Annotated in this window: 3 protein-coding genes and 2 pseudogenes; 4 read left to right on the top strand and 1 reads right to left on the bottom strand. The window is 34.5% G+C overall.

The annotated features are described in order from the left end of the window. Positions 1–17: 17 nt before the first annotated feature. Positions 18–841, bottom strand: a pseudogene (locus tag LS70_RS09660) (hypothetical protein). Positions 842–1,038: 197 nt separating this feature from the next. Here LS70_RS09660 and LS70_RS09655 point away from each other — a divergent pair. From LS70_RS09655 to LS70_RS09640, 4 genes and pseudogenes are all read left to right on the top strand, one after another. Then, the gene (locus LS70_RS09655; RefSeq protein ID WP_138109442.1) at positions 1,039–2,187 is read left to right on the top strand and encodes a Cj0814 family flagellar-dependent secreted protein; all 1,149 of its coding nucleotides are present in this window, start codon (positions 1,039–1,041) and stop codon (positions 2,185–2,187) included. Positions 2,188–2,299: 112 nt separating this feature from the next. Continuing rightward, positions 2,300–2,860 (top strand): hypothetical protein, encoded by a 561-nt coding sequence (locus LS70_RS09650; RefSeq protein ID WP_052083471.1) that lies wholly within the window; start codon positions 2,300–2,302, stop codon positions 2,858–2,860. Between the two features lie 41 nt (positions 2,861–2,901). Next, a complete protein-coding gene (locus LS70_RS09645) occupies positions 2,902–3,963 on the top strand; it encodes a Cj0814 family flagellar-dependent secreted protein (RefSeq protein WP_138109441.1) in 1,062 nt (353 codons plus the stop codon). 17 nt (positions 3,964–3,980) lie between these two features. Next, a pseudogene (locus LS70_RS09640) lies at positions 3,981–4,181 on the top strand (hypothetical protein); the annotation flags it as partial.

The following is a 4,181-nucleotide window of genomic DNA, read 5'->3' as shown; positions in this document are numbered from 1 at the left end:
GACAATTAAAACTTCCTCTAAAACTTTTTCCACAAACTTATTCCAAAGATAGCATCAGGTGCTGCAGAACTTCCGCCAAAATTAGCATTGACAGAAACAGCAGTGCTAGAATTAACACTATAAGTTGAGCCAAGCCCCAAAGTCGGGATAGAACGAACTTCAGAATTTTGGTATCCATTGATTTTTTGTTCTGTTTGGAATCTCTGCTCTGCCCCTAAATCCAAAGTGATTTTAGGACTTAAAATAATAGACAAATCCCCGCCCACATAAAAGCTATTTCCATATAGCCAAAACCTCCATAAATACCATAAACTACGGGGTCGCTATATCCTCTTAAAGTTGCTTGCAAGCTTTGGGATTTAAAATAAAAATTTTTATCCTCTTCAATAAATGTCTCTCTTTGAATAACTGCGCTTTGGAAAGTAATTTGTGGCACAAAATCAGCAATACTATCCGCAGTATAGATAAATCCAAGCCACACGGAGTTGAAGTTAAATTTATTATTATGCGAATATTCTCCTGTGAAAAAGTTTGTAAATTCTTGTCTTGCATAACTTCCACTTCCTGAAACAAGCAAATCAAATTTTGGGTGCAAAGTGTAAATAAAGGTTTGAGTAAGACTTAGTTGTTTGGTGTCGTTCCAAACTGTCGGGTCTCCACTAATTGTAAGATTGGGATAAAGAGAATAAGAGTTGGCATTTCCTGAGCTTAAAAGTGAAACATTAGTGATACTTCTAAGTCCAACTTGTTTTTTGAAAAGACTATCAATGCTAAGTTCATCAGAAGCAAAAATTGGCAGCACTAAAACACAAATGCCAAGCAGTATTTTTCTAAATATCATTGTAAATCCTTATATTGTAGTTTTCAACTACTTATCTTTGTGTATAATAAGCACTTTTCGTTCCAAAAATTAAAATTGACACTAATCTTTAGTTTTAGCTAAAATGGACGATATTATTATAATCATAGTTTTAGTTTAGCAGAATCTCTACCAAGCACAATGCTTTAATACTCTATATATTAAGTAAAGGATTACAAATGACAATCAATGCAACAAATACAAACTATAATTCTAATCTAGGCATAAGTAACAACAATTTACAAAACACTGCAAAAGAGATTCCAACTACTGCACAAGACTTCGTCCAAAACTTCGCAAAAGACAAGCAAGAAGCAGTGAAAGAAATCTTAGGCTATGGTGTGGATAGTGAGGGGTTTTTCACAAGTGATTTTAATGAAGCTGCTGGGATTACAAAAGATTATAAGATTGAAGCGGATAAAATCAAAAAACGCATTGAGTCTCAAACAAACAACACCGCAACAAATTGGCTAAACTCTCATACAGAAATTGATATTGCAAAAACAATCGGAAATATCTATAATGAATTTGCAAATTTTCTCAACAATGAAACAAGTGCTAAATACTCATCAAATAAATTTGATAATGACAGAAATAATGCAATCAATAATATTCTACAAAACAAAAATTTATCAAAAGGAGAAAAAATTGAGCGGATTCTTAATGATGATATAGGAATCGGCAAACATTTTATAGAAGGTCAAAGCACGATAATAGGGAAAATTTCAGGCTTTGACAAAAATATTTCTAAAGAAGAGTTACAACAATTTCACTCTTTTATGGATAACAACAAAATACAATTTATGGTTGATATGAATCAAGATGAACATGGCTGGAGCATGGTTACAGATAGCCTTTTAGCAGCAGTTACAGCCAAAGGCATTAGCAACCACACAAAAAACAAAGAACTTATTAATATGGCGGGTGAAATTTATACAGACTATCAAGCACTTTTAGAACGCAATGATTTGAGCCTTGAGGGATTCAAACAAGAATATCTAAAAATCAAAGAAAGATACGATGACTTTGCAGAAAAATTTAAGAATATGCCAGAAGAGGATAGAATCTATCCCCAAGAAGACGCAGAAACAGCAAAAACATTAGAATCCCAAAGTGATTCTAAAAGCAAATTTAAACCTATCCAAGTAACAAGCAAAAGTGAAACTTATCAAGAAGCAGATTTTTTAAAGACAATAAACTTTATCCAAAGCCAACAAAAGCTAGAGCAAATTATGCTGCTTTTCAACCAAAAAAGCAATAATGAAACTTTAGATATTAAAAGCTTTGAAAAATTCTTTAAGAAAAGAAAATTAGATATAGAGATTTGATTTTTGTTTATTGACACTAATCTTTAGTTTTAGCTAAAATGGACGATATTATTAGACAACATTTAGGAGGATAAAATGTTTAAAGATTCTTGGTATTATAGCAATTAGTGGCTTGTTGGTAAGTAGCAGTATTGCTGAAGATTTTTTGGCTAAAGTAACTAATGGTGCATTAAGTGATACAAGCGAGGGAGTGAAACTTCTAAGCTTAGAAGGGCAAAAGAAAGTGGTAGGGGGATATGGCTTAATGCAAAATGATAGCGGGCAAAATGTTTTTGAGCTTATGCGTTCAAGCCTTAGTGGGACAACGATTACACAAATTGGCGTTGTTGTGGGATTAACAGATTATGAGCGAGACAACAAAGTCGCTTGTGGATTTGGCGGGGTAACTTGCTCTGAATCATATGTTAATAAGCAATCTTATAATGATTTAATGCTTATTGCAAATCCAAATCTTAATGAATACCTCGCGGTAACTGCTACCAAAACAACTACAATAGGAACGTTTGGAGTGCCTAAAAATCAATTTACTAATGGTGCTTTGATAGTGGGCTTAAACAATAGTAATGGCACGATTTATAAAATTAGAAATGTTACTTCTAATAACAGCATAGCAAGCGAAGTCTGGAGACGAATCGGCAACGATTTAAATGGAATCTTGCTCAATAGATATTAGTGCGTTAAACCAAAAATAATACATTTAGCAAGGAGGCTAAAATGATAAATTCTATCCATTCAAACTTCACAAACCCTTTGGCAAACTTGAAGCCTCGAAACAATGCTTCACAAGAGAGGCAAGCAGAGCAAAGCACAAATGCGCAAAATAGTGCAAAAACAAGCGAAGCAAGCAACAAAGTGCTTGGCTATGCGATAGACAAAGACGGGTATTTCACAGAGGAGTTTAACAAAGCAGCTGGGATTCCAGAGGATTATAAAATCCACTCTTCTACGATGGAAAGCCTAGTCGATAAAACGACAAACAAATTCACCAACCCTTTGAGAACTTTTAGAAGTCTTGATATTGCAAAAACAGTTGGAAATGCTTATAAAATCCTCTCACAAGTCGTAGGAGAAGATGTGCTAAACTCCAAAGATAGCTTTAGCACCCAAGACATTGTCAAATTCCCACAAGGCTATAAGTATAACTCACAAACGATGCAGGTAAGCGAAATCTATAAGACAACAGCTGACCTTGAAAACGCTTGGAATAGTTTTGGCGGTGTAATACCAATAGGAGGGCGACCTGATAGAATGTATCTTAGCAACTTGTTTTATAATGGCACTATGAATCCTGTTACCGATGTTTTTAACAATGCAAATGGTGGTGCGACAAGCAATTTTCATTTTGATATGACAAGAGAGAAATATACAAATCCCGATGGCTCTATCACAAAAGGCGGATTGCTAATTGGCGTGATTAATGCAAACCTCCATACAAGAGAGGGAGAAGCAACCCCAAATGGTAAATCTCAAGGCTATGATAAATCAATGTCTTATTTAGAAGTCATTAATTATGATGCCTCAAAAGACCCAGACCAAAAGGGACGCAATGAAGACCGCTTCTATATTACAGGACCAAGACCGCTGAAACTGATAAAAAGTGAAGAAAGCCTTAGAATGGATAAAGAATGGGAAGAATATCTCAAAAACTATAAAGACCCTACACAAATGCTGATGGAACAAATCTTAGGGCAACAAAAGCTAAGCTTAGAGGAATTAGAGAAAAAACGCAAAGAGCTAAAAGCAAAGATTATCAAAAGGATTGATATAGATATTTAATTTTGCAAGGATTACAAATGACAATCAATGCAACAAATACAAACTATAATTCTAATCTAGGCATAAGTAACAACAATTTGCAAAACACTGCAAAAGAGATTCCAACTACTGCACAAGACTTCGCAAAAGACAAGCAAGAAGCAGTGAAAGAAATCTTAGGCTATGGTGTGGATAGTGAGGGGTTTTTCACAAGTGATTTTAATGAAGCTGCTGGGATT

This window comes from Helicobacter sp. MIT 11-5569, assembly GCF_000765695.2.
Lineage (GTDB): Bacteria > Campylobacterota > Campylobacteria > Campylobacterales > Helicobacteraceae > Helicobacter_D.
This window is presented reverse-complemented; position numbering and strand designations above follow the sequence as displayed.

Coding starts and splice junctions, on each gene's coding strand:
- LS70_RS09645 (WP_138109441.1), top strand. CDS start 2,902: ATGATAAATTCTATCCATTCAAACTTCACAAACCCTTTGGCAAACTTG.
- LS70_RS09655 (WP_138109442.1), top strand. CDS start 1,039: ATGACAATCAATGCAACAAATACAAACTATAATTCTAATCTAGGCATA.